Consider the following 24,991-nt stretch of genomic DNA (forward strand, 5'->3'; position numbering starts at 1 on the left):
GACTCTGCAAAGGCAGATCCGGTGCGGTGATGGCAGGAAAGCAGATATCGCAGGCAGGCATCGCGCGTAAGCGCGGCGTCTCGCAGCAGGCAGCAATCTGGACAGTCGATGCACGTTTCTTCCACGTGCGGGGCTGATCGAATGGAATCGCTAAAGGACGGGAAGGCAGTACCCGGCGGGGCACGCAACGCGCAGCGCGGTCAGGTTGATGCAGGGGATAGGCTCCCGGCGTCCCGCCCGCAGCGCAAACGACGATGACCGTGCGAAGCGGTCACGTTGAAAACGGTATCCGGCGCCGCGGCGTGCGGACGGGTAGCTGTGCAACGATGGCTGCGCGGCGCTATATGCATGGGGACATCAGGATGTCAGCGATATTGAACGTGCGCGCGGTGCTGCGCGACTACTGGTTGGGTGCCGACTTCAAGGCTGCATTGGAACAACTGCTTCTGGAAAACGTGAATCGCGTCCATAGCCGGACGAGAATCAGCGCCAAGCCGCTTTCGATTAAGACGCAGGAGCGCCGGACATTGGCGATCTGCAAGTCGTTTGAAGAGTTGCGCCGGAATGGCTTCTCGCTGCAATCTCCGTACTCACTGAAGCACAAGCACGTCGAGTTTCTCGTCAAGTTCTGGATCGATGCGAAACAGACAGGAGGGACGATCGAAAACAAGCTGACGTATCTGCGAGCCCTGTGTGTGTGGATGAAGAAGCCGAATCTGATCGGCACGCTGGCGGACTATGTCGACCGCGAGCAGCACAACCTCGTACGCTCGTACGTCGCGTTGCGAGACAAGTCGTGGGAAGGAAATGGAATCGACGCTGAAGCCAAGATCAACGAGATCGCTGTCAGTCACCCGAACGTGGCAGTGCAACTGAAACTCCAGGCGGCTTTTGGTCTTCGCGTTGAAGAGAGTTTCCTGCTTCGACCGTTGGAGGCCGTGCGTAACGACGAACTGCTTGACGTCAGCCACGGCACAAAGGGCGGCCGTGAGCGCGTCGTGCCGATAGAACTCAAGCTTGCCGTGCTCGAGGAAGCGGCGACGCTTTCGAACCCTTATACCGGGTCAACGATCCCGCATGGATACACAAAAAAACAGTGGCGTGAACACTACTATCATGTGCTCAAAAAGCACGGTGTCACCCAGGCAGGTATAGGAGTTACGAGCCATGGTCTTCGCCACCAGTACCTACAGCAAATGTACGAGCGGATCACTGGCGTTGAGGCGCCGATCAAGCAACCCACGGAACGGGTAGACCGTGAGGCGCACAAGGCTGCGATGCAGCGCATTGTCGAGGCAGCCGGACACAGTCGCGCGACAAAGGCGAACGCTTACCTGTCAACGCATGCGGCGATGAACGCTCGAAAGAAACGTTCGATCACGCGGGATATGGCACAAGAAGCGGTGACCCGTGCCGGCGGAATAAAGTCTCATGCCGCTGTAGCGCTCGGAGTGTCGCGTCAGACTCTCTACAAGCTATTGGGCTCGTAACGGCAGAACGCGACCGGTTCGTTTTGCGATCGTGGCGTTGCGATACCACGCGTGAAAGCCGGCTGCAGCCGAACGTGTACACACAATGTGCCGTTTTGGTCGCTGGTCTATAAACGACACAATTAAAAATCCTGTGCAATCAAAGGCGTAGGAACTTGCGCAGAAAAACGCGTTTTACGTGTACACGGCCGGACGGAGTCTTTAGAACGGGGCTGTCACTGAAAAAGCCAGTTCAGCATTGGGCTCGTCAAAGCGTGGTAGGTGAGTATGATGCCGATCGCGAGAAGCGTGAGCAGTTGCGGCACCAGCTTCTCGCGGTGGCGGTACGCGGCGCGGATGTAATCGACAGGTGACATATTTTCTCCGAAAGGTTGTTCGCTCACCGATGCGGCGAGAACTGATTTCAGTATGACGCCGCTCCCAAGAAGTCAAGTCACCAGCGGTTGCGATCCGGGAGATCGTCGACGGCTGCCGAGACGCGTGTCTCGAACGAGCACTCCTCGTCACCGCCGGTCGCCGGAATGCGCGGAAACTGCACGGACGCCACGCCATCGATGTAGACGAAGCGTGCCATCTGCTGCAGGGTGCGGTAGCGCGCGGCGTCCTCCAGCACCGGATCGATGGGCCAGAAGTCGCGAGTCGTGATTTTCCCGTCGACGATCTTCTGAGCGAGCATCGACAGGATCGGGCCGCGCTTCTCCCAGTCCTCCGCTGTCCGCGCGAGCAGATCAAGGACGTACGGCGCGTCGATCGGCGAGATCTCCTTGCGGACAAGATCAAGCAGGTCGCCTTCCGAAGCGGCCGGTCGATTCAGTCTCGTGTTCCAGATTTTCCCGGCTTCATCGAGCGCGGCGTGCTTGTTGTCGGTGAACGGGATCCACGGCGTCTGCATCCCGCAGTCCTCGCACAGGATGCAGCAAAGCTTCTCGGTCGGCGGCTCCGACAGAGACCGTGCTTCCATATCGTTCATCACGGGGGCGGTACTGGCGTTGATCTGCAAAACATCGGTGGAAGGCCTGATGCGGCCCCCAATCACTCGTTGGGACCAGCCGAACGCCCAGTTGCCGCCACAGTGTGCGCAGGGGGATAGTTCATCAGTCATGGAGCTTCCGCGGGTCAGTGTATGTCGTGTGAATTGTAATGTTCACTGACCGGCGTCAATCGCATGAGATGAGAGGAAAAAGCACTGATTGCGGCGGTTAGGCCCGCAGGATGTCGGCGGCCCGGTTGTACGCCTCGTGAGAGAGCAGACGCAGCGGGCGCAACGACTCACAGTCGAACATCAGCCGGTAGGCGTATCCAACCGGCACAGAGAGCAGTTGCCCATTCGAGGACCGGATCGGCTTTCCCTTCAGGGCATACGGGTGCGTGCCGTCCCGCACCTTCGCCAGGACCATTCGAGCCTCGTTCTGGACCGATGGAAGGTGCTCGACGCAAGACAGATCGATCGGATCGGCTGCGGCCGATTCCGCCTTGGCGCGACGCTTGTGCTGCCGCTCGCGCGCGTGTGCCGCCTTCGCTTGCGTGATGGCGGCGCAGGTATGGCAGTACTTGCCTTTGCCCGAGTGGCCGCAGGGGAAGTTGCGCTTCATGGTGATGTTGTCCTTGGGATAGCTGATAGCTCATTCGACCATGAAGGGTCCTTCAGTCAAGGGAAGGTTGGAGAGTGTTTTGACGGCTCTTTTGCCTGTTTGGCATCGAGCTCGGCCGACAGGTCGAGAATGCGCGCGTCCGCGCCCGCAAGCCTTCTCTCCAGGCGCTCTATGTGAGCCAGAGCGACGGCGTACTGGTCGGCGAGCATGGTGAGCGCCCAGAAAGGCGTGAGCGCGGCCGAGCAATCCCGGCAGGTAACGATTCCGCCGCGTGGGTCAAGGCGGATGTTGTGATGGTCGCACTCGCCGGGCCGGTGGGTGCGTTGGTCGGTAGTGACGCGCAGGCGCGCGAACGGGATGACACTGCTCATGCGCGTGGTCGTAAAGGTAGTGATTTATGGGGCGGTGGCCCGCGACCGCACCGCGGAAGCGGCGTCGGGTGGAAAAAGGGTGCGCGAGATGGTCTCGTCGCGGCGGTAATGCTGCTCGATGATGTCGAGGTAACGACGGAATCCGTCCGTGTCGGCAGGCGCGACGCGCCCGCTGCTCGCAGTGAACCGAACGTCGGTTGGCGCGTTGGCGTGACGCTCGATGTTGCCCAGAGCGGCCGCGTCCGGTAACCACCACCTATTCCAGCGTGTCGTGAAGTTCAGCCAGCCGCGCGTGGCCCCATCCATTTCTGCCCAGGACGCCTGAAAGTCGAGAATGGCGCCGAGTGAGCTGAAGAAGGCCATCCGCATGCCACTGTCGTTCGCGGTCGCGACGACGATCTGTTTGCGCCGCTCGTCGACGGGGTCCGTCGAGCTCGCCATGCAGAGTGCCGGGTAACTGACGTGCCAGTCGGCACCGCGCGCAACAGTGCGTTGGAGAAAGAAAGAGTTGGATTCCACTGTGACGGTCCTGTTTTGAGCTAGTGTGCTCACCCTATCGAAATCGTCAGCAAGTCAAGCCGGCGCCGGAAGCGCGACCGAGGAGAGCGGCGACGGCGGTACCCATTCAACGCATGGCTCGTTGCGTGAAGCGTACAGCGCCTGCTTCTGCAACTTGCGCGCGCGGTAGGCATCGTTTGATTCCATGCCATAGATCTCGATGGCGGTTGGGCGCGCCGTGTCCGTCAGGCGAAAGTCGGGCAGCATGTCGTCCGACTCGTCGCGGCGTAGCGGCTTGTCGAACCGCCGGCGTTCCACGACGAGACGATTCGCCATCTCGACTTCGTAGCTCGAGTCGCAGGGAATGAATGCGCGGTTGCAAAGCTGCAGCGCGAGATCGATCGCTCGCAGATTGCCGTCCTTCGTGCGTTCAACGACGAGCACGGCGACGATGCGCGCTTCAGGCTTGCCGATCATCGGCCATGCATGCCGGAAAGACCGGGCCGCATTCTCGATCAACGTCTTCGATGCATAGAACGTTTCGAAGGTCTGGCGCAACCGAATGACGAAACCGTATTTCGATGGGTCGATCGCCTTTATCTCCGCGATGATCACGCCGCGATCCGAGGTTGTGGGAGTCGTGTGAATGCGGCCGAGGAATGCGTCGAACTCGGCCTTGATCGTCGCGATTTCGCTTTCTTCGTATCGGCGCATGACGTGAACGACATCCTGAACAGGTTTCCCGTTCATCTTACCCTCGCCGAGCACGGCAAGGATCTGCGCGCTGCACGTTCCCCAGTTGCGCTGCGCTTCGCCGGACCACTGGTTCAGGCGCGCTTCGTGCCAGAGGCGCTGCAGGAATCCGAGAAGGGGCGCCGATCGGCGCGTCGCGGAACGTGTGCTGTCGCTTGCCGCGCGCTCGCCTCTTACGGTACCTACGGTCCGAACGGTAAGTGAGACGTCGAGCCTCGCGTTGATACCCATCGGAGTGCTGCGAATTGCTTCGAGTTCGGACCCGGAAGACGCTCCCGATTCCGCGGGCACGGCGAAAAAGGAGCAGGTGTCGCGGTCGTGATGAGCCCCTTCCTCCGGCCAGCGCGCCAGATGGAACAGTGCGCCGTACCTGCGAACGACGAGCCGTAACGGCTGTCCGCCGGCGGCGGACCGGCATAGGCACTCGGCGTAGCCCGGCGACCGCTTCGCCCGTTCGAGCCGTATCGCGAAGCGCGCGGGATTGTCCTGCACGTCTTCCAGCGACGTCACCAGGCCATCGAATCGGACGTTTGTCATCGGTCAGTTCCGGAGGAAATCGGTTATCGAGATGCCGTTGGCAGCGCGAAAAGCCCGCGTACCGAGCAGCTTGCTCACCTGACGAACGCTGCTGGCAAACTGGTTAAGGTGATGTTCGGTCGGGAAGCGAGCCACTACGCGCCGCAGTATGCCGGGCGCGATGTAGTCGCGCTCCTCGACATGTCCGTCGCCAATTAGCGCGTCCATCCAGCAGTCCGGTAGGCCTGGCGCGGTGGCACCGCTGGCACCTTGTCCACGCGTTGTATCTAGGAATTCAAGGACGATTCTGGTCATGGAATTTCTGCGGTACGGAGAGCGTCGCCGTGCCGGGCCATCCGCCCGAGCGGGATGATGCGCTCGATGGTCGAAGCGTCGATAACGTGGCGCGCGCCTGTCGCGTTCTGGAATTCAAGGAAGGTCACGCCTTCGACGACATGCTTCTGGATGAAGGTGCGCTCAAGCACGAGGCCGGGAAAGTAGCCGTTAGACAGCGCGCGCGCGCGTCTCGATGCAATAGCCCGTGGCGGGCTCCAACTGATCTGTCGCCAGTCGCATTCCGGTCAGGGCCGCGTGGGCTTGTGCTTCGCCCGATACGCGTCGAGGAGCGAAATGGCACCGACCGCTGTAGCGAATGTATTAAACAGGGCGAGGGCGATCAGCCACGCTGCGCGCCGGTCGTGCGCCGCGATCTCCTGAGCGCGCTCCCGCTCGGCTACCGCAAGATTGGCGCGCTGCGCAGTCAGTGATTGGCGCAGCGCCTCTTCCGAGCGCACTTCGTGACGGGCCAGAACGCCCGAGCGAAGGTCAGGCGGCAAATCTTCGATCGCATCCGAGACGCCCGTCAGTTCCGCAACGATTGCGGTGTCGACCACAACGCCGACGGCTGCGCGTTGAGGTTGCAACTGGATCCCAGCAAGGCCGATCGTGACCGTCGACGTGAGCACGGCGATGGCGAGGATGGACAGCGTGGCGCGTTGACTGAATTTCATGATGACCGATGTTGTCGGTGCCGCGAGGGCGGCACTGCTCGCTATTTTCAGGCGAACGCCCTTCTCACGGCCGGACAAAGGGACCGGAAAAACCGGACCATTCAACCTGTTCAATGCCGATAGTTTGAAAGCGTGATGTAAATGCATGGCTGGAAAGAGATAGCAAAATTGCCACCATTCCCGGGATAGGTCCGTAACGCGTTAAACGATGGCGGAACTTGCCCTTGAAGGGCGGTTGCTCCGCAGCGTCAGAGGCATCGGCCGCGTTCGAGTCCGGTGTCGCAGTTATCCACAAGTTTGTCCCCCGAAAGTGGGGATAACTCTGAGCGGGCCGGGGAAAGAGGCTAGGCGAAATCGCCGTCATTCGACCGCGCCGAGGAGCCTACGCGCCGTATCGTTCTCACATCAACCGCGCACACGCGCATCGACCACGGCATCCACTGCCAATCTTTTCAATCCCGTAGGGGCACAAGCTCCTATGGGCGCGTGCTCGTCCTACTCATCTGGACATCATATGAGCCGCAAGAGCGCAGAGCGCAAACATGAGCAAACCGGTGACGCGCATCAGAAGAACTTCGTCGCCCTGATTAAACGTTTCAGCTATGGACATCACACGCACACGGTGTTTTCGGACTTCGTGGAGATGTGCGCTCTTAGCATCAGCAACAGCGTTGACCTGAAGCAGTTCGAGCCGCGCGAGAAGCGCTATCTCGAAATCATCGCGAAGTATTCCCCAACGGAGCAGGCTCTCTTTCCCCAGATGCTCGGCGAGCTCACGCTGTCATTCGAGCATCGGGTTGAGATGATGCGGAAAGCCGGTGGGACAGGCGTCGGGTTGGCCGGGCTGACCGATGTGCTCGGTGAAACGTACATGATGCTGGAGCTTGGCAACTCGCGGGCAGGTCAGTTCTTTACGCCTTATCACGTCAGTCGCATGATGGCGATGATGACCATCGGAGACGGCGGTCCGGCAGTTCGGGAGCACGGTTTCATCCGTGTTCAGGAGCCGGCCTGCGGCGCTGGTGGCATGGTCGTCGCAGTGGCGGAATCGCTTCACGACGCCGGGCACAACTATCAGCAGGCGATGCATGCTACGTGCGTGGATATCGACCCCTGCTGTGTGCACATGGCTTACGTGCAGTTGGCCTTGCTTCACATTCCTGCTGTAATTGTCCACGGCAATGCCTTGACTCTCGATGTCTGGGGGACGTGGTACACGCCCGCACACATTCTGGGAGGATGGAGCTGGAAGCTGCGCCGCCGGGAAGCTGAAGCTGCTGCGGCCGAGGCGATTGGAGCAGTGCCCGTGGAAGCTCGTGCGCCTGCGTCCGCCGAACGACTAGACGTGCCGGAAGCGGTTGAGCCGGGAATCGATACGGAAGGTGACGTGGCCATCGCCGAAGAAATCGAAGCAGCGCACGCCGCTTTCGACTTCGATGTCGTGCAGGCTGAACCGTCTGTAAAGCTTTTCGCGAAGATCGACCAGCTAGCGCTGTTCTAATTTCCTTAACCGTTCGGGGCCCGATCCCGTACGGGACGGGTTTCCGGCAATGGAGAACCCGTTATGGCATGCGCCTACCTAGATGTCCGCCTAGCGTTTGCGCTGGCAAAAATCGCGAGTCTCACCGACCCGAACACCGGTCTGCTCGGACTCGCACTGGCCGACGCTCAGGCGCTGGGCTATCGCGACGCAGAGTCCTCATTGCTCAGCGACCCGCCGATCCCGACATTTTTTGCCGACGAGCCGACCCTTGCCCAGGCATGGCGGGACGGCTGTATCCAGTGGGAGTCGGACGGAGAGTATGGGGACATGTGCTCCTTCTGTTTCGACGATCACAATGTCTTTCAATGCCCACGCATCTGAAACATTCACTCCCTCCACAACCCGGCCACGCGCCGGGTTTTTTCGTTTATGCGAGAGGCACGGTGTTTACGCAAGCTTTGCGCGCCGTTGGCGCTGTGGACGGCGGTATCTTTGCGTTATCACCCGCGTCCCTGACGCATCGACTCTCCGGCTTTGGCCGGTCTATTGTTGTTCAACCCTTCGGGAACTCACTCCCGGCTGGGCTGGGTTCCCTCCCCGGAGACCCACAATGCAACAGCAACCTACTCTTTCCCTCAAACAGATCACCATCGCTGCCAATCCCCGCACGTACTTCGACGCGGCGGAAATGGAAGAGCTGACGGCTTCGGTGCGCGAAAAGGGCGTCATCCAGCCTGTCATTGTTCGCCCGCTCGACGATGGCGGATTTGCCCTCGTCGCAGGTGGCCGCAGATACAGGGCGGCCATGACGGCACATGGCGAGGATTACGAGATCCCCGTCGTCGTCAGGGAGATCGATGAGGTCGAAGCCAAACAGCTTGCGATCATCGAAAACATCCAGCGTGCGGATATGTCGCCGGCTGAAGAGGCGATAGCCGCGGCCGAGCAGGTTGGCCTGTGCAAGGGCGACCGCGACGAGGTCGCGCGCATCTTCGGATGGTCGCGCGCCACGCTCGACAAGCGCCTGGCACTGATGAACTGCAGTGCTTCCGTTCTCGAAGCGCTCAACACCCGCCAGATCCTTCTGGGTCACGCGGAGCTGCTGGCCGCGCTTCCGAAGGAGACGCAGGACAAGCTGGTGCCCGTCATCATCAAGGAAAGCAAGCCGGTCCCCGAATTGAAGAAGACGATCGAACAGGTTGCCTGTTCGTTGTCTGCCGCTATCTTCGACAAGACCGACTGCGCGAACTGTGCCCACAACTCGTCCACGCAGGGCGAGATGTTCGGCGAATCCATCGCCACGGGCAACTGTACGAACCGTACCTGTTTCAACGAGAAAACGGAGAAACAGCTCGAGGCGGTCGCCGCCAATCTTCGCGATGATTTCCCGGTCGTGCGCATCGTGCGCGCGGGCGACAACCACACCCGGATACAGCTTGCGGTGGAGGGTGCAAAGGGTGTCGGCGAGGAACAGGCGAAAGCCTGCCACGCATGCCAGAACTACGGCGCTGCGGTGAGCGGGCTGCCTGACTCGATCGGCAAGGTCTACAAGGGCCAGTGCTTCGACACCGTCTGCAACATGAAGATGGTTGCGAAGCGCCTGCAGGCTGAAAAAGCTGCTGCCCAGCCGAAGCCTGAAGCGAAGGGCGGCGGAACTGGTGCAGCGAAGCCGGCTGCCAAGGCCTCCGGCGCCGCCCACTCGACGACGGGCAATCCGCCGGCGACAGTCGTTGCCGAATCGGACCGCATCAAGACGTATCGCGTGGCGCTGTGGCGTAAAGCCCTGCGCAGCGAGGTTGGCCGCAATGCCGTGCTTGCCCAGCGATACCTTGTCTCGCTCGCTCTCGCCGGACAGGCCCGCTGCGTCGATGATTCGACGATGAAGGGCATCTGGGAAAAGCTGACCGAAGAGAAGATCGCGGTGTCCGACGTGGCCAAGGCTGCGACGTCTGTGGCCGCCGCTGATGATGCCAAGCTCGCGCTTGCTGTCACCGGCGTCACGATCGCGGCGATCCAGGGTCTGGACATTCACCATCTGACCAGTCTGTGTCGTCATCATCGACTCGACCTCAACCAGCACTGGAAGCTCTGCAAGGAGTTTCTGGAACTGATCACGAAGTCGGAAATGATGGTGGTGGCCGACGAGCTTGGCATCCGTGCCGCGCTCGGCGACGAGTTCAAGAAGGTGTTCAGCAAATCGAAGGCGGAGGTCATCGATGCGCTGCTCAACGTCAAGGGCTTCGACTATAACGGCAAGGTTCCGAAGGTTCTCAAGTATTAACGCACTCTCTGGTGCATCGACCGAAGCGGATAGATCCTGCCCGCTTCATTTCTTTCATGGACTGCCTCGGGCGGTCCTTTTTTATTTGTGGAGCATTTATGTTCGTTGAACTTGAAGCGCTGTTGAAGTCGTGCGGTGGGCTGAAGCTGGCTCTGAAGATGAAGGGTGATGCGATGGCCGTGGTCGTCATGCCGGAAGGCGAGGCGAAAGACACGGCGTTGCGTCAGCCGCTCGTCATGACCGCGACGGCGGCGGAACTGGATGCCGGCTTCGCCGAACATCTGGCGACGTACACCGGCGCTCATGTGTCGCTGGCCGAACAGGTGGCCGCAACGACGGCGATCCTCGGTGAGGCGCAGAAAGCCCAGGTCACGAAAGCGACCAAAGCTCTCTCGGGCAAGGCAGGCAGAAGCACGCAGGCCGCTGCCACAGGGGCGCCAGACGGGGACGCAGGGGATGACGACAGTGAATCGTCGGTGTCGGACGCGCCCGCCGCAGGGAACGAAGGCAAAACGGACGCTCCGGCGGCTGCTGAGCCTGTTTCGAGCGGCACCGACCTCGCTTCGCTCTTTTAAGGAGGCACGGTCATGTCGATTTCGATCACCGCTCTCGTTCGCCAGTTCTCGTACAACGGCGTTGCATTTGCCGATCCCGGTCCGGCGTTCTCGGCTGAAGACGTTCGCGATCTCTACTCGGCGCAGTACCCCGAGCTGACGACTGCGTCCGTCGATGGCCCCGAGATTTCCGGAGATGTCGCGACCTACAAGTTTGTCCGCGCGGCGGGCGCCAAGGGTTCGTATGCGTAAGCAGACGCTTCTCAAGGCTCTTGCCGACCCGGCCAACGGGTTCAATCAGGAACCGCCCGAGAGGGCGGTTTTTTTATATGACGACGAGGTCCGCCAATGCTGTTCGATCCTTCATTCACTGATAGAGCGGTCGATGCAGGCGTCGGTGCGTCCTGGCAACCGCCAGTCGCTGCCGTTGCCCAGCATCGACCTGCCGATTGTGTTCTGACGCTGCCGGATGTTTGTGAGGAAGTGCCCGCGCGTGCGTCGGTCAAATGGCGTGACGATGCATCGCTTGATGCGATCGTGCTCGAGCAGTTCCGGCACGGTCCGCTGCGGGCGGAGGACGTTGATGCTCCGGTCAGTCCGGTTGACGCTTTTCAGCAGGCATTCTTTGCGTGGGTGCGCCGGCAGTTGCCGGCGCCGCTTCGCTTCCTGTCGTTCCGACTCGAGCTTTGCGACACCAAGGCGGTGATGGATGCCATCCAGCATCAGTATGAGCACGATGACTTCAAACCTCGCACGCCGCTGCATCTGGGCGTGAAGTGCACCGATGAGTGGGTGCACGAGGTGGGCGCTTTTGCGGAACCGCTGCGCCGAGCCCATCCGCTTTTGCGGCACACGATTTTCAATATCGTCGATCGGGTTTCCGGGAAGACGGTTCTTGTTCGCACTCCCGGCTGGTTCCTGTGCGAGGCCTCGTGCCTGCACTGGGAGGGTAACGAGAGCGCGACGGATGACGACGCGCGTGAGTGGCTCGAGGACGTTTATGGTGGGGATGACGACGTAATAGGGCGCTACCTGCCATCCGTACTGCGGCCGCTGCTTTGTCCCAATGAGATTCGTGGTCCGGACAAGGTCGAAGGGCGACGGGTTCGCTCTTCGGTCCTTTCTGAAAACGAGTTGCGGCAGCTACGCACGGCTTCACCTGGACTGGTCGCGAGGGTCTGCGATCACCTTCTCGTTCTGAAGCAGCTGTTGCGCAAGGCTGGTAAGTCCGACTGTCTGGCTGACGGCTATGACGCACAGCCCATCTATTCCGGTTGCACGTTCGTGCTCGCTCACAACGAGCGGACCAGCGAATTGCTCGACGACCACATGAACAACGCGTTCTCGGCAGGCGAATCGTCCGAGTACAGCCGTTTCATTTCCTTTTCCGACAACCGGCGGGCTATCCGCGCGCAGTACGCGCAATGGAGCCTCGGCTTACGCATGCTCCATCACCTCGATCACCTGATGGCGCTGGTGGTGGACCCTACCTAGGAGTTTTCCCATGAATGATGTTTCGATTGGCCAGACGGGTCACGACGTGACGCTGTCATCGGCCCTGTTGCTCTATACCGGTCCGAACGGCGCGCACTATGCAACGGCGCATCCGGTCGGGGCCGAGCCCAAGACCGGACGACCGATTATCGGTGCAGGCCGGCCGCTGGATCGCAAGGCGCTCGTCGTGGCCCTCGCGCAACTGGATCGCAATGCCGCGCCCAAGGCTGAGTTTCTCCCGGCCACGGTGCTGGGCGTCACATCGGCCGCGGTGACGTGGTGGTGCCCGCCGGCGCTCCGACGCGTGTTTTTCAGGTGCGAGGAGCTTGGCGAGCGCAGTTCGGTGGTGCCTCATCCCGGGCTGGTGTTTCAGGCCAGCACGAATGGCTTCCGGGTTTTCGCGCTGAAAGGCGACGGCAGACCGGAGCCATCGACGGCGCTTTTCGAGCCTCCGTACTTCAACACGTGGGACCGCGGCAAGATCTGCATCGGATCGGCCAATGTTCCGCGGCGCATTGAGGTCTCGGCGATCGCCGGATGGGAGGAAGCTTTCTTCGCCTCCGCGTTCACCCACCCGAATCACGGCGGCAAGCGGGTCGAGTACAAGAACGGCTTCTACGCGTTCTGGAAAGACATGCTCGACGGCAGCTTCGAGGCTTTCCCGCTCGAGGTCCTGGTGCAGATGAAAGACGCCACGGCGGGCAAGCTCGTCGCCGGAGCGATTGGAGGTCAGGAATGAATCCAGTCGATCAGGTGTTACAGGGCTCGTTTCCGTCCGTCATGGTGCCGACGCGCGAGCCGGTCGTCCCGATGTCCGCACCGGGCGAGCGGCTGCTGATTGCGTCCAACGGCGTGTTTCTCGAAATCGACCGTCCGTGGATACGGCTGGTGCGGCGACTGGGCTCGTTCAGCTGGCGCACGCCCGTGCCGTATGGCGAGGCGGCCGACGCGACGGAAGTCCGCTGTGGCGCGGTGCCGACCGATCTGGTGGCCGGTTTCGCTCGTATGGCGCGCGCAGCGTTGCCCAACGAGGTCGGCGCGTGGATCACGTGGAATGCGTCGACCGGCGCGTTCCGGCTGGTGCCGCTCCCTTCGTTGTCGCACAGCCCGGCGCACCTGCACTACGAACGACCGGAGCTGGAAGCTGACGAATGGCTGGTGGTTGACTGTCATTCGCATGGTCGCGGCCGGGCGTACTTCTCATCGACCGACGATCGTGACGATCAGCACGATGTGAAGCTGGCGCTGGTGCTCGGTCACTGCCATCAGGTGCCGTCCGTCGCGCTGCGGTTGTGCGCGAAGGGCCGCTTCGAGGTCCAGCGTGCTGTACCTGAGCGCTGGCGGGCTGCGTTGGCTACGTCGGCGGCGGAGGTCGTATGACGCTTTTACATACGACACCGCCGCACATGCTGAGCGGACCGTGGAAGATCGTGGTTGTGGGCGCTGGCGGTACCGGCAGCGCGTTGCTTCCCTCGCTTGCGCGGTTGCATCACGCAATGATCGAGCTCGGGCACCCGGGCGGAATCGAATGCGTGGTCTATGACGACGACACGGTCAGCGAGTTCAACGTCGGCAGGCAGGGCTTCTATCCCAACGACGTCGGCCAGTACAAGGCGACGTTGCTGGTGAATCGCCTGAATCTGCTGATGGGGACGAACTGGAAAGCCGAGCCGCGCCGCGTGGATTCGAAGCTGAAGCTATACGCGGATATGGTGATCGGCTGCGTCGACTCACGTCGCGCGCGTCACGCGATCGCGCAGGCAGCGAAGCGAGGCAAGGTTCGCTATTACCTCGACTGCGGCAACGAGACGGATCGTGGCCAGGTGATTCTCGGCGAATTCGGCAAGGCGCGGCATGACAGGTTGCCCCATGTGGGCGACCTGTTCCCCGACCTGCTGAATGCGAAGAATGACAAGGGCGACGATGCGCCGTCCTGCTCGATGGCCGATGCACTGCGCAAGCAGTCGCTGGTCATCAATCAGGCGATCTCGGTGCAGGCGTTCAATCTGTTGTGGTCGCTGTTTCGCAATGGTGGCCTCAACTTCTCGGGCGTATTCGTGAACCTCGCAACGGGGCGAACGAATCCGATTCCGATCGACCCGGCGGCATGGGCGCGCTTTGGCTATGACGCGCCAAAGCCGCCTGTGAAAAAGACCCGGAAGTCTGCAAAGGCCAAGGTTTCCGTCTGAGCCGCGCCCGTTCAGGGCGCGGCGCTATACCTCTCCGATGTCCCCGCTTCGGCTGGCCATCGAATTCCCTATCTGAACTGGAGGAGTCTCAATGACCCTGCAAAAACCCTCGACCTCGGTCGGCAAGATGTTCATTCGCTGTGCCCAGTCCGCCGCGGTCGGCGCCGTCGTTTCGTATGCGGCCAACCACTACGCGGTAGTGCCGGCGCTCGAATCCGTCGCGCAGGCCGTCCTGCATCACGAGGCGCTCGTCAGCGCTGGAGTCGGCAGGCGGCTGCTCATGGTGCTTGCAGTCGCAGCGTTGCTGTTCGCGGCGTCGATTGCGACTGAGAAGCGCCGCAATGCGTTCCTCGATGTCATCGCGTCGCGCGGCCGGCGCCTCGCAGACTGGCTGTTGGCCGGTGTTGCAGTGAAGGTCTGTTTCATCTGCGGCGCGCTGGCAGGTTTCGGCGGTCGAGGCTGGCTCGCTGGCCTGTTGACGCTTGTGATGTACGGCGTCGTTCTGCTGTGCCTCAGGCATCTGGTCACGTCTGCCCTGATGCCTCGGGTTTCCCGGTCGTAAGAGACCATTCGCCTGCCGCTCTTCGGGGCGGCATTTTCTCTGTCTGAGGAAGTCCTGTGACAACTGCTGAAACTATCGCGTATCTGGAGCGGGAGCCGCTCGAATACGCCCTGTGGTGGTTCATCGAAAACATGAACGAAGAAAGTGAAGGGCGGACAGAAGTGTTCTTCTTTCTGCGTGGACGGATGCGTGCGGAAGCGCCATTGAATCCGCGCGCCCGTAGCCGTTCGTAAGCCGGACCATTTTTCTGCCGCCGTTTCTGGCGGTAATTCCCTTTTTTTCCCTCAGCGGGTGCAGCCCGTTGGGGGCTGCTCCGCATCTACATATCGGAGCTTCAGATGGGTGCAACTGTGTTGACTGGCAAGAAGGTCGGCGCTTTTCAGGCGGCGGATGGCGAATGGATGTTCGCGTTGTTTGAACGGACATACGAGAAGAATTGCTATCCGCACATCGATCGATGGTCTGCCATTGCTTTCGGGCGATATTCCGACGTCATGCGCAGGGTGTTCAGGAACGCTGCGTCGTGCGAAGGCGGCGGGCTGCAAAGCCGCGCTGGCTATATCCGGCCGGAGAACTACATCGCCACCTGGAGGTCGTTGCTGGCAAAGCCGTTGCGGCTTCCTGACTGGACGTTCCTGTTACACGTTTCCACGTCCTTTCATGCCGCCATTCCGGTGGCGGCGCTTGACGACGTCCGCAGCAGCCTGACCGCAGCCGGACTCGCTCACCGCGTGGAGGAAGTGGTGGGAGGGCGCCTTAGAGTCTCGCTCCATAAAGATGCTGCGTTGCTGGAAGCCATATACGGCGAGAGCGGTGCGTTGAGCGTGTGGCGTGTGCTGCAGGAGCATGATTGTTCGAATGTGCCGGTCGCCCCGGGCCTCAAGCTGCCGGCCCGCGATCGCTCGGCGCTCGAGCGGATGCCCGCGGTGCGTTGCTACAGGATCGACGCCGAAAACCGGCTCGTCTCGTTCGACGGGAGGCCGTGGGAAAACGCTGGCTGGCAATATTCGGCGATCGGTAGCTTCATTACGGACGTTGCCTATCCAGTTGAGATGGAAGCGCCCGGTTTCGCGAAGGCGGCGATTCCGGTGTACCGTGATCTGATGAGAAACGCTGGCCAGTTGCCAGCGGAGACCGTCATTGAAATCACGCGTATGCCAGAGGGTCTTGAGGACTATTGCGGGCGCGCTGCTGACGAACTGGCGGGTTATCTCGGCCTTGCTGACGGCGAGGGGCGGGCGCCTGAGCGGTTCAGCTTCCGGTTTGGCGATGTGCCTGCAGAGCCGCGCGGCTCTGCGATGTACAAGCTGTGCAACCTGCGCAGCCAGCAGGTGACGTGGATATTGCCTCAGGACACGGCTGCGACGCAGCAGGTCGACAAGGCGCCATCCACGGAGCTCGCCCAGATGATTCTCGAATTGGTCTAAACCCTGTCGACAAGCGCCGCTCCCGAAAGGGGCGGCGCTTTTTTTTACCAGTAGCGACGACGGCGACGTGCGTAGATGGCGGCCGCAAGCAGTCCAACGAGAAGTGCTTCGACACCCCACTTCACCCAGTCGCTGTTGATTTGCGGATCGCCCATCGGGCGGAAGAAGTCTTCTGTGTCGCGACCGCCGCTAGCGATGCTGTCGAGCACAGGCCAGATCGACGGCCAGGCGATGACGAAGAGACCTGCGATGAGGGGCAGGGCGAAGTCGTCCAGAAACCGCCAGGCTGCAAAAGCAATCACCGCCGAGAACAGGATCGGTACCGCCGCGGTGCAGACCGACGAGAAGCTGGCTCCGAGAGAACGCGAGATCCAGAACAGACCGCCAAGGATGGCCAGGACGATCAGGGCGATGAGCGAAGCGGTTGCGTCGTTGCGCATGAGAGGTTTCCTTGTGTGAGTTGAAACCCGAGGGCGCGGCTTTCGCCGCCTCGGAGTCCTTTTATCTTTGCAGTCACGTCGCAAAGTCAAGGCATCGCCGTTGGTTGGCATCGCTAAAGGCGAATCGAGCCGTAATGACGTGTCTTTTCGGGGGATTAGCTGTGTGGCGCGTCGATACAATGAAATCTCTCTCTAGTTCGTAGTGACCACCCTCGGAAGAACGAACTCTATTCGCCGGCCTGCGGGCTGGCATTTTTTTTTGTCCGTTGTTCTTGCTGCCGGTGAGAGAGGGGCTGAAAACCGAAGCATTGTCGGCATGACCGCGGCCCGGCGCGGATAAACTGCTTTCATTCCTGCGCTACTGCGCATCGACCTCCAGACGATCCTCCAGAGGACCGTCCATTTTTTCTCTCCAGCCATTCACTCGTTGAATGGATCACTGAAAGGGCTGACGTTCGCGTCAGCCTTCTTTTTTTGTCCCGATGGGAGCCTTCCCATCAGGGTTCGCGCTCCCGAATTTTTCAGGAGTTGCTCATGTCCTCGACCCTCAAGCACGCTTTCCGCAGCCTCGTCTGGTACGCCAGTCAGGACGCTGAAGCGTGGAAGATGCTGTCGTTTCTCACATCCGTCGTGCTTGTAGCCATCGGTGTCGCTTCATACAGCGGTATCACGCTGCCTCAATGACGGATTGCCACCGCCGGCCGCAAGCCGACAGTCGTTAACCCACGTGGGGAGACTTTCCCCACAGGGAAACTCCCCCGTTCTACGGAGTTTTCCGATGTTCAAATTTCTTCTTTACGCCGTTGTCCTCTCGATCCTGACCGGTTGCGCAAGTGCTGATTTCGGCTCGCCGAACACGTATCAGCGATCCGACGTCCAGCGCATCGGCCAGATGGAGCAGGCGACAATCATTCGGGTTCGTCAGGTCACCATCGAATCGAGTTCGGATTCGTCCGGGCTGACCTCGTTTGTGAGTGCGGCGGCAAGCGCGTTTCTCGGCTCCCAGGTTATCGGGAACGGGCGCGGCCGTTATGTCTCGGGCGCGCTGTCGGGCGCTGCTGGCGCATTCATCTCCCAGCACGTCAGCGCTGCGATGTCGCGTCACAGCGGCGTCGAAGTTTTCGTGCGCCGCGCCAACGGACAGCCCGTTGTTGTGACGCAGGTCGACGATCAGCAGTTCGCTCCTGGCGAACACGTCTATCTCATTTCCAGCGGTTCCGGTTACCGGATCACCCACTGACCTTCCGCGCGCTCTGACCGGCGCGCTTCCCTTGCGGGGCAACTCCCCGCAAGGGAGTCGCCTCGTCTATTCGAGGTGCATCATGAAATTTCCCAAGCTGTTCTACGCGGATCGTCGATCCGCTGGCGCCGGCGCTACCGCTGCTCTCCAGCAGCAGGCCTCGCGCGTTCTTCGGCGGGTGGCGCATGACCTGCGTCTGCGTTCCCATGAAATCGTCGTCGAACCGTCGCGCCGGAATTTTCCGGGGCGCGTCTCGCTTCGCACCGAGACGCTGTTTGTCGACGTGCTTGACCGACCGTGTCAGAAACCGGTGGCGCTCAGCTTCCGGACCCGTCGCGGTCGCTCGGACCTCACGGGTGGCGGCGAAAATTACGTGCCGCTCGAGCAGATCGAGACGACGCGAGGCTATCAGTCGTTCCTCGACGGGCTTCGTCTGGCAGGCGGCATCGACACCTCTTCTGGAGGGCGTCGATGAAACTGGCAAAAGTCAAAGTCGAGTACTCGTGCGGCACGACGATTGACGACAGGGTGACTCTCGATGAAGAAACGGGACGCGTGCATTTGCCCCCGCGTCTGCAGGCGCTGCTGCATCTGATGGAAGCAACCGAATGCTCCCCGTCGTTTGTGCTGGAATACAACGGTTCAACGTTGCCAGTGACAGTGGATACCGGGGGGCTGCGCAAGATCGGTGTCCCGGTTCAACCCAGGTCACGCGTTGAACAACTCTTTAATCCGACAAAAGACCAGCGGCAGCAGAACGCTCGGTACCTGCATACGCTCTCGGCTGCGTCCGTGGGCGGCCTTATCGGATACCTCCATGCGGCGTCCACCCTGGATTTGACAACGGTGGCAGGAGCAGCGATCTTGGCCTCAGTTGCGATAATATTGTGGTATGTTGGTTTTATTGGAATGAAAGGAGAATGAAATGGTTGCGAACATTGTCACTCTCGTTGTGGGCGTGTCCATTGCAGCGTTTTTTCTCTGGACCAACAACAACGGTGTCAAGCGCGATCGTGAGCGCGCTTGGGGCAAACATGACTGACGACACGGCGTGACGCCGCGTTGAATCTATAGGGCTGCACCCGTCAGGGAGCGGCTTTTTTTTCGTCTTCTTCGACCTTTGGACGCGCCTTCGGGCGCGTTTTTCTTTTTGTGAGACCAGAAATGAACCATGCATTTGTGAAGCCCGTGGGCTACCAGCAGCCCGTCGCCGTAACCTCGGCGACCGGAACCGGAACCGGAACCGGAACCGGAACCATCGTGGCCGCGATCGCAGGTACGCGCGCTGATTCGTTGGCGTGCCAGCAACGGCTGGACGTCGAAGGCAGGACCGTCGGCCAAGTATGTTCGTTGCTCTGCAAGGTGTTGCGCGGGACGGAGCTTGAGCCCGAATGGCTCGTGGCTGCGAACACGCTGGACGACCCCGACGAGGCCACCAGCGGCGCGCGCATGGACCGGGTCTGGCCCGCGGATAGCGTCTGGAACCGGGTGGCTGTCTCCGTTGATATCGGCAGGTCCGAAGGCTGGATCGTTCACGTCGACTGGATAACGCGCACGGAAATTCCGGACGTTGCCGGCCGTGGTTATGCCGTGATGCCGCTTCTGCGCGCGAAGGTGTTCGTCGCAGATCAAGCATGGCAACTGGCGCGCTTTATCGCCAACGCGATCGACGTCGCTTAACCCGTTTCCTCGCGCCGCATGGCGTAACCCTCAATTCAACCCTCTGCGGGCATTCGGCCCGACAAAGGGAACGATTGCCCGCTTCTTCATTTCCCGGAGCAATCGTGTACCAACTCTCCTTCGCTGGTCTTTCCCTCTCCCTCGGCACGCTGCTTGAAGTCCTGGCGGTATTCAGGACCGACGCCCGCCTGCTTGCGCTTGAATCGTCGGAAATTGTGCTGGAGCATGGCGGCCAGCCCGTTCAGGTGATCCGTCACAACGGCGCGCTCACGGTGCGCCGGCCGGGCATGGCCCGCGACGTTTTCCTTTCACTGATCGATGAGATCGACGGCGCGTACTTCCGCCCGAACGGCGTTCTGCAGGCTGTATGGCAGATCCGACGCTCGCACTGGAAGCTGCTGTATGACGCGTTCGACCTGGCATCGACGCCCCGCCTGATTTTCTCGTCCGACCAGGTCGAGGCGGCGGGGGATGCGCGAGGTCGCCTGGACCTGTTCGAACTCCTGCAGTCTGAATGCGAGCGGCGGTTCGGGTTTCGCTACGCAGGACCGGAATACGGTCGCACGAGGCATCGGAGCGGCCGGCACGAAGTTCACGTCGCGTACGCACTCGCGGAAGGCTGGGCGGTTCCGGAAGCGGTGCTGGAGGAGTATCGCCAGTTGCCCGACCGGTTCACGTCAGACATGAGCTGGGGCAGGGTGCTGGTCGACGTGCCGGAACTGCGTGGCACGATGCCGCCTGACAAGGTCCGGGTGCTCGCCAGTGTGATGCGGCGGGAACAGGGCGGAATCAGTCCGGTCAATGCGGCGCTGCTCGCGATGGTGATGCGTCTGGCGCCGAATTCTCCGACGTTCGAGGAGATCGACGATCTCCTGTTCCGACACGGGCTTGTCCAGGCACACGGCCTGCCTGATCGCTACGCGACTCCGCAGCCGCTTGGTACGGCCGTATCGAAGTTCGCTGAGTTGTACCGGCAGAACATGGCGGACAAGCGGTGGGATACGACGGTGGAACGGCTGCGCAAGGAACGCACGGCCAGGGAGATTTCTCAACGGACATTTGATCTCCAGATGCAGATCGCGCTGCTGGAGCATGGACGGGAGACTTTCGCTCTCGGCAACGAGATCTCGGAAGCGATCGACAGCGGCGACGTGCACTACCTGCTGCAGATCATGGACTGCCCCGACGAGCGCAACCGCGTCGCGAAGCAGACGGTGCGTGACGTGTTCGGCATCAGGCTTCTCGGCGTGCGAGCCGCAGTCCGTCGCCGCGGCATCTTCGCGCTCGCGGGCTATGACGAAGCCTGTCAGGCCGAGTGGGAATCGGCCGGTTCTGCGCAGGCTCGCCAGCGTGTTATCGAAGTACATCAGGCGACCCGTGCCGCCGGCAGCGTCCATCCGGCAGTGTTCGCCCCGTTGCAGGTGGCTCACCACGCCTGATCTGTTGATGCGGTTGTTTTCGACCAACCCGGCCTCGCGCCGGGTTTTTTTTCGTCTGGTCCATAAGGCTGCGGGCATAAGGCCATATGAAAAAGCGACGATTCGGGCATTGCGCGCGGCCGGCGCTCCCTACACTGGGTGTCATCTCCCGCGTCATAGACGCATCGACCTCGCCGACACGTCGGCATTCTTTTATCGCCCCACAGGGACCGCGTCCCTACGGGCGTAGTCCTTTCGGGGCTTTCTCTTTTCAGGAAAGCCATCATGAAAGTTACGCCCGCACAACTGACCGAACTGCTCTCGCTGTACGTTCCGAAGCGTCTGCCGGTGCTCATCACCGGTCGCCCGGGCATCGGCAAGAGCGACATCGTCGAGCAGACCGCTCGCGACACCGATCACGACCTGCTGATCAGCCATCCCGTCGTTGAGGATCCGACCGACTCGAAAGGGTTGCCGTTTCCTTCCGCAGACGGCTCGACTGCGAAGTTCCTGCCGTTCGGGGATCTGGAGCGCGCGATGACGGCCAGACGCCCGCTCATCTGGTTCCTCGACGATCTGGGACAGGCCTCGCCTGCCGTTCAGGCTGCGAAGATGCAACTGCTGCTGGCGCGGCGCGTCGGCGCGCATGTGCTGCCACCGCACGTCACGTTCCTCGCGGCCACCAACCGCCGCACCGACAACGCCGGCGTAACGGGGATTCTCGATCCTGTCATTTCGCGCTTTGCGACGGTCGTTGAGCTCGAGCCGACGATCGACGGCTGGACTGCCTGGGCGGCTCGTTCCGGCGTGCCGGTCGAGCTGATCGCGTTCCTGCGATTCCGCTCCGACCTGCTCTCCGTGCAGAAGACGTCGCGTGACATCGAAAACGTGCCGAGCCCCCGAAGCTGGGGATTCGTCGCGAAGACGATGGGCGTGGTGCCGAAGCATCTGGAACACATCTCGTACGCGGGGTCGGTCGGCGAGGGCGCTGCAACGGAGCTTGTCAGCTTCCTGCAGATCTTCCGCGAACTGCCGAATCCGGACGCGATTCTCGCGACGCCGGACACGGCGCCGATTCCCGAGAAGACGTCAGCGCTTTACGCCGTGACGGCCGCACTTGCGGGCCGCGCGACCGAGGCGAATTTCGAGCGGGTGGTGACGTACACCGAGCGGCTGATCGAAGCGGGACACCGCGAGTTCGCCGCGCTGCTCGTGCGCGATTCGCTGCAACGCTCGCCGGCCGTCGCCAACTCCTACGCCTTCATCCGAGCGCAGGGTGGTGAGATCGGCAAGATCATCAAAGGCGATTAAGCCACTTTTTTCCTCAAGCAGTTCAACCCCCTTGCCCTGAGGCGTCCACCGACGCCCGGGGCTTTTTTCTTTGCGTCATCCATATCCTTTCTCTACGGAGTTTTCTCATGAACATCTCTAACATCCAGTCGAAAGTCATGCTGTGCTCGGTCACGATCTCCACGTGGGTTGCCCGTCGATTCGACGGCAAGGCCACCGAAGAGGTCGAAAACCGGCACCATGCGAAGGGCATCGGCAGATTCAACAAACGCCTGTTGCCCGAGCACGCCCCCAGCTACAAGGAGGTGCTGACGATCGCCAGCCGCATCCGCGGCTACTTCTACGATCACTCGCTGAAGTACGACCAGCTTGGCGTTCGCCTGCTGCCGACGATGGTGTACATGGAATTCGCGGACAAGATGCGCTCGTTGAAAGACGAGTTCGATCTCGCGGTGTCCGTGTTCCTCACCGACTACCTGAACCTGAAGGAGCTGGCGCGCGCCGAACTCAACGGGCTGTTCAACGAGGCGGATTACCCGACCCTCGCAGAACTGCATACGAAGTTCGGTGTGAAGATGGCCGTGCTGCCGTTCCCGGACGCGAGCCAGTTCGGCGTCGATCTGCCGGAGAACGTGTTGACGACGCTGAAAAGCGAACTCGACCAGCATGTGCTCGCCTCGATCGCCACGGCGAACGAGGATCTGGTTCAGCGTCTGTACGAGGCGGTGTCGCAGATGGCTTCCCGCCTGTATGCGACCGGCAACGTGCGCCTCGACGTGGCCAACAACGTGCGCGATCTGTGCGCGTTGCTGCCGAAGCTGAACTTCGCCAACGATCCGAAGCTCAACCACATCCTTGAACAGGCGAAGACGCATCTCGCCGGTCACACCGGCGCCGAGCTGAAAGAATCGCACGTTCTGCGGTCGCAGGTGGCCAGCAAGGCACAGGAGATCGAAGAGCTCATGGCCGCTTTCATGGGCATCACGCCGGAAACGGAGATCGAGCGGACCGGGGCGGGCGACCAGTTGCGGCTCGTCGCCTAAGGGGGCTGTATGGATCGCACTGTGACGTTACAGGGCAATGGCGCGGTCCATCCGCGCATTTCCAGGCAGCGGACGGAGCTTGTCCTGTCGCAGCCTTTCTTTGGTGCGCTCGCGCTGCGCTTGCGGATGGTCGAGGACCGCTCGGCGAAGACGTGCTGGGTAGACGGGGAGTCGTTCGGTTACAACCCCGACTACATCGACACGTTGACTGACCTTGAGCTGCGTGGCGTGCTGGCGCATGAGGTTATGCATGTGGCCAACGGCCACTGCTGGCGTCGCGGGCCGCGTGACGATCGCCGCTGGAATGAGGCGGGTGACTATGCGATCAACCCGATCGTGTTGTCGTCCGGCTTCGTGCTGCCGAAAGACGTGCTCAACGCTGCGCGCTTCGCTGGAAAGTCTGCTGAGGAAATTTACGGCGTGCTGACCCAGGAAGCGAAGCAGAAGCAGCCGAAGCCTGATCCGCAGTCGCAACCGCAGCCGTCGCCGAAGCTACAAGCTGATGGCCAGTCGTCGGGGCCAGCAGGAAAGGGCCAGGGCGACAAACAAGGTGGAAAGCCGGATGCGAAGCAAGGGCCGGGGCCGGGTGGCAAAGGAAGCGGCGCACAACCACCCTCACCATCAGGTGGCTCCGGCGATGCCGCAACTGAGCCTGGCTCGTCGTGCGGCGAAGTCCGGCAGTATCAGGGCGCGGACAAGCCGGTGAAGGAGGCTGAGTGGAAAGTCGCCGTCGTGCAGGCCGCCAAGGCTGCGCAGATGCGCGGCAAGCTGCCCGGCGATCTTCAGGCAATGGCAGGCGCGGCGGTACGACCGGTCGTTGACTGGCGGGCGGTGCTTCACCGCTTCGCGCAGCAGTCGTCGCCGACCGACTACAGCTTCGCCACGCCAAATCGTCGGTATCTGCATCTTGGGTTCTACCTGCCCTCGCTGCATACGCCGGCAGTTGGCGACGCCGTTTTTGTGCGGGACTCCAGCGGCTCGGTGTTCGACGAGACGCAGGCGCAGTTCGATGCGGAGATCCTGTCCGTGTTTCACACGCTCAAGCCCGCCCGGTTGATCGTGATGGACTGCGATACCCGTGTCACACAGGTGCAGGTGTTCGAGCGGGGCGACTCGCCGGAGATCAAGCCTGTGCGCGGTGGAGGCGGTACGGCATTCACCGATCCGTTCAACCGCGTGGCGGCCGATGGACTGAATCCGGCCTTTCTGGTCTATCTGACGGACATGCATGGTTCTTTTCCGGCCTCGGCACCCCATTACCCGGTGCTGTGGGCGTCGACCACACCGCTCACGCGGGCGCGGAAGGCGCCGTTCGGCGAGACCGTTGAAGTCATCTGCTGACGTCTCCAGCTTCTTCAACCCAACCCGGCCTCGTGCCGGGTTTTTTTTCGCCTGCCGCATTCCGCAAACCATCGAATACCGCGCCGGTGCGCCGGAAAGCTACACGTTTTTGGGGGTCTTTCCGGGTTTGGGTCTGTAACGCGTTAAACGGCGACGCGCCGCATGGAAATCCGGCCCTGCCAGTGCCATCGCTGCCGTGCGATAGCCAACGATGAAGATCATGGCGGACCAGGCTCGCCGCAAAACGCGAAAGCCGCGCGATTTCGTGCCCCTTTTGAAGCCTGACCGGCAAGGCCAGCGAGAACAATAGTCGCATGTT

32 protein-coding genes are annotated in these 24,991 nt (G+C 61.4%); 22 read left to right on the forward strand and 10 right to left on the reverse strand.

What is annotated here, in order from left to right; genetic code table 11:
- The first annotated feature begins 362 nt into the window (after positions 1-362).
- On the forward strand, positions 363-1,490 hold the full coding sequence (locus tag LJ656_RS32395) for an integrase domain-containing protein (RefSeq protein ID WP_230513578.1): 1,128 nt from the start codon (positions 363-365) through the stop codon (positions 1,488-1,490).
- A 215-nt stretch (positions 1,491-1,705) separates the two neighbouring features.
- On the opposite strand, the gene LJ656_RS32400 is transcribed toward LJ656_RS32395, so the two are convergent.
- The 9 genes from LJ656_RS32400 to LJ656_RS32440 form a co-directional block, all read right to left on the reverse strand.
- Complete coding sequence (locus LJ656_RS32400; RefSeq protein WP_230513532.1) at positions 1,706-1,846, reverse strand: hypothetical protein; 141 nt, start codon at positions 1,844-1,846, stop codon at positions 1,706-1,708.
- A 77-nt stretch (positions 1,847-1,923) separates the two neighbouring features.
- Complete coding sequence (locus LJ656_RS32405; protein ID WP_230513533.1) at positions 1,924-2,592, reverse strand: Lar family restriction alleviation protein; 669 nt, start codon at positions 2,590-2,592, stop codon at positions 1,924-1,926.
- A 97-nt stretch (positions 2,593-2,689) separates the two neighbouring features.
- Complete coding sequence (locus LJ656_RS32410; RefSeq protein WP_230513534.1) at positions 2,690-3,082, reverse strand: DUF7682 family zinc-binding protein; 393 nt, start codon at positions 3,080-3,082, stop codon at positions 2,690-2,692.
- A gap of 56 nt (positions 3,083-3,138) precedes the next feature.
- Positions 3,139-3,453 (reverse strand): hypothetical protein, encoded by a 315-nt coding sequence (locus LJ656_RS32415; protein WP_230513535.1) that lies wholly within the window; start codon positions 3,451-3,453, stop codon positions 3,139-3,141.
- 24 nt (positions 3,454-3,477) lie between these two features.
- Positions 3,478-3,972 (reverse strand): hypothetical protein, encoded by a 495-nt coding sequence (locus LJ656_RS32420; RefSeq protein ID WP_230513536.1) that lies wholly within the window; start codon positions 3,970-3,972, stop codon positions 3,478-3,480.
- A gap of 54 nt (positions 3,973-4,026) precedes the next feature.
- A complete protein-coding gene (locus LJ656_RS32425) occupies positions 4,027-5,241 on the reverse strand; it encodes a DUF1173 family protein (RefSeq protein WP_230513537.1) in 1,215 nt (404 codons plus the stop codon).
- A 3-nt stretch (positions 5,242-5,244) separates the two neighbouring features.
- Positions 5,245-5,535, reverse strand: a complete 291-nt coding sequence (locus tag LJ656_RS32430; RefSeq protein ID WP_230513538.1) for a hypothetical protein — start codon at positions 5,533-5,535, stop codon at positions 5,245-5,247.
- Positions 5,532-5,705, reverse strand: coding sequence for a hypothetical protein (locus tag LJ656_RS32435; RefSeq protein WP_230513539.1), 174 nt, complete (start codon positions 5,703-5,705; stop codon positions 5,532-5,534). Before LJ656_RS32435 ends, LJ656_RS32430 begins: the two co-directional genes overlap by 4 nt.
- Before the next feature lie 96 nt (positions 5,706-5,801).
- Positions 5,802-6,230, reverse strand: a complete 429-nt coding sequence (locus LJ656_RS32440) for a hypothetical protein (RefSeq protein ID WP_230513540.1) — start codon at positions 6,228-6,230, stop codon at positions 5,802-5,804.
- 514 nt (positions 6,231-6,744) lie between these two features.
- On the opposite strand from LJ656_RS32440, the gene LJ656_RS32445 reads away from it, so the two are divergent.
- The 12 genes from LJ656_RS32445 to LJ656_RS32500 all read left to right on the forward strand — a co-directional run bounded on the left by LJ656_RS32445 (position 6,745) and on the right by LJ656_RS32500 (position 16,220).
- Entirely contained in the window at positions 6,745-7,731 is a 987-nt protein-coding gene (locus LJ656_RS32445; protein WP_230513541.1) for an N-6 DNA methylase, read from the forward strand.
- A 63-nt stretch (positions 7,732-7,794) separates the two neighbouring features.
- Positions 7,795-8,094 (forward strand): hypothetical protein, encoded by a 300-nt coding sequence (locus LJ656_RS32450; protein ID WP_230513542.1) that lies wholly within the window; start codon positions 7,795-7,797, stop codon positions 8,092-8,094.
- Between the two features lie 229 nt (positions 8,095-8,323).
- Positions 8,324-9,994: a PRTRC system ParB family protein gene (locus LJ656_RS32455; RefSeq protein ID WP_230513543.1), complete on the forward strand. Its 1,671-nt coding sequence runs from the start codon at positions 8,324-8,326 to the stop codon at positions 9,992-9,994.
- A gap of 98 nt (positions 9,995-10,092) precedes the next feature.
- A complete protein-coding gene (locus tag LJ656_RS32460) occupies positions 10,093-10,569 on the forward strand; it encodes a PRTRC system protein E (RefSeq protein ID WP_230513544.1) in 477 nt (158 codons plus the stop codon).
- A gap of 12 nt (positions 10,570-10,581) precedes the next feature.
- Positions 10,582-10,800: a PRTRC system protein C gene (locus LJ656_RS32465; protein ID WP_230513545.1), complete on the forward strand. Its 219-nt coding sequence runs from the start codon at positions 10,582-10,584 to the stop codon at positions 10,798-10,800.
- Positions 10,801-10,896: 96 nt separating this feature from the next.
- Complete coding sequence (locus LJ656_RS32470; RefSeq protein WP_230513546.1) at positions 10,897-12,042, forward strand: PRTRC system protein F; 1,146 nt, start codon at positions 10,897-10,899, stop codon at positions 12,040-12,042.
- Between the two features lie 10 nt (positions 12,043-12,052).
- Positions 12,053-12,781 carry a PRTRC system protein B gene (locus tag LJ656_RS32475; protein ID WP_230513547.1) on the forward strand — a complete coding sequence of 243 codons (729 nt, stop codon included), beginning with the start codon at positions 12,053-12,055 and terminating at the stop codon, positions 12,779-12,781.
- Entirely contained in the window at positions 12,778-13,422 is a 645-nt protein-coding gene (locus LJ656_RS32480) for a PRTRC system protein A (RefSeq protein WP_230513548.1), read from the forward strand. The genes LJ656_RS32475 and LJ656_RS32480 overlap by 4 nt, the downstream gene beginning before the upstream one ends.
- Positions 13,419-14,231, forward strand: a complete 813-nt coding sequence (locus LJ656_RS32485) for a PRTRC system ThiF family protein (protein WP_230513549.1) — start codon at positions 13,419-13,421, stop codon at positions 14,229-14,231. The genes LJ656_RS32480 and LJ656_RS32485 overlap by 4 nt, the downstream gene beginning before the upstream one ends.
- A gap of 91 nt (positions 14,232-14,322) precedes the next feature.
- Entirely contained in the window at positions 14,323-14,793 is a 471-nt protein-coding gene (locus tag LJ656_RS32490; protein WP_230513550.1) for a hypothetical protein, read from the forward strand.
- A 56-nt stretch (positions 14,794-14,849) separates the two neighbouring features.
- Entirely contained in the window at positions 14,850-15,026 is a 177-nt protein-coding gene (locus tag LJ656_RS32495; RefSeq protein ID WP_230513551.1) for a hypothetical protein, read from the forward strand.
- A 105-nt stretch (positions 15,027-15,131) separates the two neighbouring features.
- Positions 15,132-16,220 carry a hypothetical protein gene (locus LJ656_RS32500; protein WP_230513552.1) on the forward strand — a complete coding sequence of 363 codons (1,089 nt, stop codon included), beginning with the start codon at positions 15,132-15,134 and terminating at the stop codon, positions 16,218-16,220.
- A 44-nt stretch (positions 16,221-16,264) separates the two neighbouring features.
- Here the strand turns inward: LJ656_RS32500 and LJ656_RS32505 are convergent, their stop codons facing one another.
- A complete protein-coding gene (locus LJ656_RS32505) occupies positions 16,265-16,660 on the reverse strand; it encodes a hypothetical protein (protein WP_230513553.1) in 396 nt (131 codons plus the stop codon).
- 534 nt (positions 16,661-17,194) lie between these two features.
- Between LJ656_RS32505 and LJ656_RS32510 the strand changes: the two genes are divergently transcribed.
- From LJ656_RS32510 to LJ656_RS32550, 9 genes are all read left to right on the forward strand, one after another.
- Positions 17,195-17,344, forward strand: coding sequence for a hypothetical protein (locus tag LJ656_RS32510; protein WP_230513554.1), 150 nt, complete (start codon positions 17,195-17,197; stop codon positions 17,342-17,344).
- A 94-nt stretch (positions 17,345-17,438) separates the two neighbouring features.
- Entirely contained in the window at positions 17,439-17,900 is a 462-nt protein-coding gene (locus LJ656_RS32515) for an outer membrane lipoprotein (RefSeq protein ID WP_230513555.1), read from the forward strand.
- Between the two features lie 82 nt (positions 17,901-17,982).
- Positions 17,983-18,375, forward strand: a complete 393-nt coding sequence (locus LJ656_RS32520) for a hypothetical protein (RefSeq protein ID WP_230513556.1) — start codon at positions 17,983-17,985, stop codon at positions 18,373-18,375.
- The gene (locus tag LJ656_RS32525) at positions 18,372-18,824 is read left to right on the forward strand and encodes a hypothetical protein (RefSeq protein WP_230513557.1); all 453 of its coding nucleotides are present in this window, start codon (positions 18,372-18,374) and stop codon (positions 18,822-18,824) included. The genes LJ656_RS32520 and LJ656_RS32525 overlap by 4 nt, the downstream gene beginning before the upstream one ends.
- A 240-nt stretch (positions 18,825-19,064) precedes the next feature.
- A complete protein-coding gene (locus LJ656_RS32530; protein WP_230513558.1) occupies positions 19,065-19,580 on the forward strand; it encodes a hypothetical protein in 516 nt (171 codons plus the stop codon).
- Positions 19,581-19,684: 104 nt separating this feature from the next.
- Complete coding sequence (locus LJ656_RS32535) at positions 19,685-21,019, forward strand: hypothetical protein (protein ID WP_230513559.1); 1,335 nt, start codon at positions 19,685-19,687, stop codon at positions 21,017-21,019.
- A 264-nt stretch (positions 21,020-21,283) separates the two neighbouring features.
- The gene (locus LJ656_RS32540; RefSeq protein WP_230513560.1) at positions 21,284-22,309 is read left to right on the forward strand and encodes an ATP-binding protein; all 1,026 of its coding nucleotides are present in this window, start codon (positions 21,284-21,286) and stop codon (positions 22,307-22,309) included.
- A 107-nt stretch (positions 22,310-22,416) separates the two neighbouring features.
- Positions 22,417-23,331: a hypothetical protein gene (locus LJ656_RS32545; RefSeq protein ID WP_230513561.1), complete on the forward strand. Its 915-nt coding sequence runs from the start codon at positions 22,417-22,419 to the stop codon at positions 23,329-23,331.
- Positions 23,332-23,340: 9 nt separating this feature from the next.
- Positions 23,341-24,672 (forward strand): vWA domain-containing protein, encoded by a 1,332-nt coding sequence (locus tag LJ656_RS32550; RefSeq protein WP_230513562.1) that lies wholly within the window; start codon positions 23,341-23,343, stop codon positions 24,670-24,672.
- Positions 24,673-24,991: the final 319 nt, after the last annotated feature.

The sequence above is a fragment of the Paraburkholderia sejongensis genome (assembly GCF_020880815.1).
Lineage (GTDB): Bacteria > Pseudomonadota > Gammaproteobacteria > Burkholderiales > Burkholderiaceae > Paraburkholderia > Paraburkholderia sejongensis.

Coding starts and splice junctions, on each gene's coding strand:
- LJ656_RS32395 (WP_230513578.1), top strand. CDS start 363: ATGTCAGCGATATTGAACGTGCGCGCGGTGCTGCGCGACTACTGGTTG.
- LJ656_RS32400 (WP_230513532.1), bottom strand. CDS start 1,846: ATGTCACCTGTCGATTACATCCGCGCCGCGTACCGCCACCGCGAGAAG.
- LJ656_RS32405 (WP_230513533.1), bottom strand. CDS start 2,592: ATGACTGATGAACTATCCCCCTGCGCACACTGTGGCGGCAACTGGGCG.
- LJ656_RS32410 (WP_230513534.1), bottom strand. CDS start 3,082: ATGAAGCGCAACTTCCCCTGCGGCCACTCGGGCAAAGGCAAGTACTGC.
- LJ656_RS32415 (WP_230513535.1), bottom strand. CDS start 3,453: ATGAGCAGTGTCATCCCGTTCGCGCGCCTGCGCGTCACTACCGACCAA.
- LJ656_RS32425 (WP_230513537.1), bottom strand. CDS start 5,241: ATGACAAACGTCCGATTCGATGGCCTGGTGACGTCGCTGGAAGACGTG.
- LJ656_RS32430 (WP_230513538.1), bottom strand. CDS start 5,535: ATGACCAGAATCGTCCTTGAATTCCTAGATACAACGCGTGGACAAGGT.
- LJ656_RS32440 (WP_230513540.1), bottom strand. CDS start 6,230: ATGAAATTCAGTCAACGCGCCACGCTGTCCATCCTCGCCATCGCCGTG.
- LJ656_RS32445 (WP_230513541.1), top strand. CDS start 6,745: ATGAGCCGCAAGAGCGCAGAGCGCAAACATGAGCAAACCGGTGACGCG.
- LJ656_RS32450 (WP_230513542.1), top strand. CDS start 7,795: ATGGCATGCGCCTACCTAGATGTCCGCCTAGCGTTTGCGCTGGCAAAA.
- LJ656_RS32455 (WP_230513543.1), top strand. CDS start 8,324: ATGCAACAGCAACCTACTCTTTCCCTCAAACAGATCACCATCGCTGCC.
- LJ656_RS32460 (WP_230513544.1), top strand. CDS start 10,093: ATGTTCGTTGAACTTGAAGCGCTGTTGAAGTCGTGCGGTGGGCTGAAG.
- LJ656_RS32465 (WP_230513545.1), top strand. CDS start 10,582: ATGTCGATTTCGATCACCGCTCTCGTTCGCCAGTTCTCGTACAACGGC.
- LJ656_RS32470 (WP_230513546.1), top strand. CDS start 10,897: ATGCTGTTCGATCCTTCATTCACTGATAGAGCGGTCGATGCAGGCGTC.
- LJ656_RS32475 (WP_230513547.1), top strand. CDS start 12,053: ATGAATGATGTTTCGATTGGCCAGACGGGTCACGACGTGACGCTGTCA.
- LJ656_RS32480 (WP_230513548.1), top strand. CDS start 12,778: ATGAATCCAGTCGATCAGGTGTTACAGGGCTCGTTTCCGTCCGTCATG.
- LJ656_RS32485 (WP_230513549.1), top strand. CDS start 13,419: ATGACGCTTTTACATACGACACCGCCGCACATGCTGAGCGGACCGTGG.
- LJ656_RS32490 (WP_230513550.1), top strand. CDS start 14,323: ATGACCCTGCAAAAACCCTCGACCTCGGTCGGCAAGATGTTCATTCGC.
- LJ656_RS32500 (WP_230513552.1), top strand. CDS start 15,132: ATGGGTGCAACTGTGTTGACTGGCAAGAAGGTCGGCGCTTTTCAGGCG.
- LJ656_RS32505 (WP_230513553.1), bottom strand. CDS start 16,660: ATGCGCAACGACGCAACCGCTTCGCTCATCGCCCTGATCGTCCTGGCC.
- LJ656_RS32510 (WP_230513554.1), top strand. CDS start 17,195: ATGTCCTCGACCCTCAAGCACGCTTTCCGCAGCCTCGTCTGGTACGCC.
- LJ656_RS32515 (WP_230513555.1), top strand. CDS start 17,439: ATGTTCAAATTTCTTCTTTACGCCGTTGTCCTCTCGATCCTGACCGGT.
- LJ656_RS32520 (WP_230513556.1), top strand. CDS start 17,983: ATGAAATTTCCCAAGCTGTTCTACGCGGATCGTCGATCCGCTGGCGCC.
- LJ656_RS32525 (WP_230513557.1), top strand. CDS start 18,372: ATGAAACTGGCAAAAGTCAAAGTCGAGTACTCGTGCGGCACGACGATT.
- LJ656_RS32530 (WP_230513558.1), top strand. CDS start 19,065: ATGAACCATGCATTTGTGAAGCCCGTGGGCTACCAGCAGCCCGTCGCC.
- LJ656_RS32540 (WP_230513560.1), top strand. CDS start 21,284: ATGAAAGTTACGCCCGCACAACTGACCGAACTGCTCTCGCTGTACGTT.
- LJ656_RS32545 (WP_230513561.1), top strand. CDS start 22,417: ATGAACATCTCTAACATCCAGTCGAAAGTCATGCTGTGCTCGGTCACG.
- LJ656_RS32550 (WP_230513562.1), top strand. CDS start 23,341: ATGGATCGCACTGTGACGTTACAGGGCAATGGCGCGGTCCATCCGCGC.